The following is a 3,376-nucleotide window of genomic DNA, read 5'->3' on the forward strand; positions in this document are numbered from 1 at the left end:
CCGCATCGTTGCCACGTAAACTTTTTTGCTCGGGCGATTCCTTTTTTGCTCAAGCGATCTCGTAGTTCAGGGTTGTGAAAAAGCTGAAGCAATGCGTTCGCCAAACTCTCCGTCGACTCCGCGGGAACCAAGATTCCAGCGTCTCCCACGACCTCGGGAAGCGACGAGTTATCTGCGGTGATCACCGCAGTGCCACACTGCATCGCCTCAAGTGGCGGCAGGCCAAAGCCTTCGTAGAGCGAGGGGTACACAAATGCAATGGCGCCACTGTACAGAGGGGCGAGTTGGGCGTCTTCGACATAACCGGTGACGATGATTTTTCCTAATGTGTCCGCGGCGATGTCGCTAAGGAATTCTTCGATGTGCCAGCCTTTTGTGCCCACTAGGACGAGATAGGTGTCATCATCAAGTTCACGGTGGACTTGATGAAAGACAGACACAAGGTGTCGTAGGTTTTTTCGTGGTTCCAGAGTGCTGACGCTCAAAAAATATTGGGCGTGCTCAGGAATCCCCAAGGTGCGTTTTGTTGCTTGGATTCGTTGGGGATCGTGGCAACGAGAGAAGGTGTTCGCTGCAGCCAATGGTGTCACGCGAACTTGGTCGGGATTGAGATCGGGACGGTACTCGAGCAAGTCGTTTCGCGTCCATTCCGAGATACACAGAACCCAGTCTTCGCTGCGAATGGCGTTGATGGTGTGTTGGAAGCGTTCGCACGCCTCAGGTTCAAAGAGGTGAGGGAATTTAATCGCAATCAGGTCGTAGACGGTTAGGAATCGAGTTAGCGAACGTTGGGAGGGCAGGTCGGGTAAAGCGTTGAACGGACTGTGTAGGATGTCAAATCCATGGGTGAGCTTCGAATTAAATGTCGTTTGCGTGCGTAGGTATTCGATCAAGGGGAGAGTCGGGCGTACCAGTGGGTATAGATGAGTCGAGGCGAGGTAGCGAATCGGTTTAGAGAGAGTCTCAACCGTGTGCCGGGCAAATGGCAGGGAGACGACGTCGCGGTCGAACTCGGGGGTCGTTTTGGCAATTTCGATAACATCGTCAAGATGATTGATGTTGCCGTAGGCGGTCCAGTTGACGTCAATGTCTTGCCGGCTAAGCAGGTATTTGGCTACTTGCTCGACTACACGAAAGACCCCTGTTCTGCTTTTATTGGTGACTCTTGCCGCTCCCATAACCGATAGATCGTACAGCACGCGCAGGTTGCGATCGTGTGCGTCAGCAAGCGGTGGCGATGGTTGAGGTGTCACAAAAATGCCTTAGGGGATTTGTCGAAGCCCGTTTAGTTCGGTCAGAGCCTGGCCTTTTCTTCGACCTTCCACTTCAGTTTGGGGCGTACCACACCAGGCAGTGGTTCAGCGGTGATGCCATGCCCCTCGACATCGGACACATCGAACCGAATGCACTCTTCATCTTGAAAGGCTTCGATGTGGATCGGCACACAGTCCACTCCCAGGTCAACGGTGTAGGTACCTCGGTTGAGCAGGTTTCCAGGGACGGAGCAAGAAACCTGAAACGTCTGGCGATTGAGGTTTTCCGCCAAAGTTGTGTTCGAGCCAAACAGCGTGACGTTGTCGGCATTGCGGACAAGGATGCCAACACGAAGGCCGGCCATGGGGCGTAACAGTTCAAAGTCAAGTCGTAATTCGATAGCTTGATCGGTCGAAAATACCGCAGTCGGTTCGCTGTTTGAGGTGTAGGTTGCAAAGCGAATCGGCCGTAGGCAGGGGGTGCCTCCGATGTTGATCGTTGTTCCTTCAGGCCACTTTCTAACCGCTCCAATCTGGTCCCCTTGTTGTTGCAGATAGTGCCCAATGACGTCATTGATTTCGCCAATTTTCGCTGTGCGTCCCTTTTCCATTAGGCAGGCACGCGAGCAGAGGCTCCGTATCGCACCCATGTTGTGACTGACAAATAGCACTGTGCGTCCGCCCGTGGCTACACTTTTCATTTTGCCGAGACATTTGTTTTGAAATTCGGCATCGCCCACCGTCAACACCTCGTCCACGATGAGGATCTCTGGTTCAAGATGTGCAGCAACCGCAAAGCCGAGTCGGACTCTCATTCCTGATGAATAACGTTTGACCTGCGTTTCGAGGAACTTGCCAACGCCTGCGAATTCGATGATTTCATCAAATTTTTGGTTGACTTCCCGGCGAGTCATTCCCAGTAGTGTTGCGTTCATGTAGATGTTTTCGCGCCCCGTCAAATCGGGGTGAAATCCCGTGCCCACTTCCAAGAGGCTGGCGACTCGTCCATTAAGGTCAATCCTGCCGGTGGTGGGACTGGTTACGCGTGAAATCAGTTTCAACAGCGTGCTCTTGCCCGCGCCATTGCGGCCGATGATCCCAAAAACTTCACCTGGCTGCACATCAAAGTTGACGTCCCGGACTGCCCAGAATTCGTGTTGCTTGGAATTCGGTTGTTCGTCCGTTGGCCGATCGGTGTGCTGCCGTCCTGGGAGGATCGATTTGAGTTTGCGGGTCAAGCCCGCTGCTAAATCCGTCAACGAATCCGCATGGGTTAGCCCGAGTTGGTATCGCTTTGACAGGTTTTCGACATGGACGGCAGGTTCATTCATAGCATCGTGCTGGGCGAGTTCTATCGTCTTCGTAGGAGGAAATCGGGCTAAAAGGGTCAGACGATATCCGCAAATGTAGATTCCGTTCTTCGGAAAAACACGAGGCCGGTTAGCAACAACAAAGTGGTCAACAGCATCGACACAGAAAGCCATGTCCAGTTTGGAGGCTCTGTGCCCAGCAGCGACCAGCGAAACCCTTGGACAACACTAAACATCGGATTTAAGTGGAGTAGCCACTGCCAGCGTTGAGGGACGATTTCAACAGGGTAAATCACGGGGGTTAGGTACAGCAGTGTCTGGATCAGGAACGGCACGGTGTGTTTAATGTCACGAAATCGCACGTTCAGTGCTGTCAGCCATACGCTCATTGAAAATGAGATATAGCTCGCGGCAATGAGAAACAATATTGCGAACGGAGCGTAGATCGACGCTCCTACGCCGTAGATGACCATCAGCACAGCCAGGATGGCGAATTGGATCAAAAAATCGACCACGGCGACGCCAAGCGACGACAGCGGCAGGATCAGGCGTGGAAAGTAAATCTTTGTCAGAATGTGCGATTGCGAGACAACGCTTTCCGAGGCATTAGCCAACGATGATGCGAAGAAATTCCACAACACAAGTCCAGTGAGAATGAAGATGGGATACGCCACCTTTTGAGTTTGGTCAAAACCCGCGAAATGACCGAAAATCAATGAGAAGATGACCGTGGTGATCAACGGACGAACAATCGCCCAGCCAATTCCCAGAATGCTTTGCCGATAAATCAGAGAGATGTTACGGGCGGTTAAG

At 52.5% G+C, this 3,376-nt stretch carries 3 protein-coding genes; all 3 read right to left on the reverse strand.

Translation table 11 applies throughout. The annotated features are described in order from the left end of the window. Positions 1 to 1,253 (reverse strand): glycosyltransferase family 4 protein (locus RMSM_RS35885; RefSeq protein ID WP_040771394.1); only part of this gene is annotated, 1,253 nt, incomplete at its 3' end. A 41-nt stretch (positions 1,254 to 1,294) separates the two neighbouring features. Further along, positions 1,295 to 2,584, reverse strand: a complete 1,290-nt coding sequence (locus RMSM_RS35890) for an ABC transporter ATP-binding protein (protein ID WP_008709658.1) — start codon at positions 2,582 to 2,584, stop codon at positions 1,295 to 1,297. A gap of 56 nt (positions 2,585 to 2,640) precedes the next feature. Next, positions 2,641 to 3,376: ABC transporter permease (locus RMSM_RS35895; protein ID WP_040771398.1), on the reverse strand; the 736-nt coding region annotated here is incomplete at its 5' end.

It is taken from the genome of Rhodopirellula maiorica SM1, from assembly GCF_000346295.1.
In the GTDB taxonomy this organism is placed as follows: domain Bacteria; phylum Planctomycetota; class Planctomycetia; order Pirellulales; family Pirellulaceae; genus Novipirellula; species Novipirellula maiorica.

What these genes read in the sequence shown, in the direction of transcription:
- RMSM_RS35890 (WP_008709658.1), bottom strand. Translation starts at nt 2,584, where the DNA reads ATGAATGAACCTGCCGTCCATGTCGAAAACCTGTCAAAGCGATACCAA.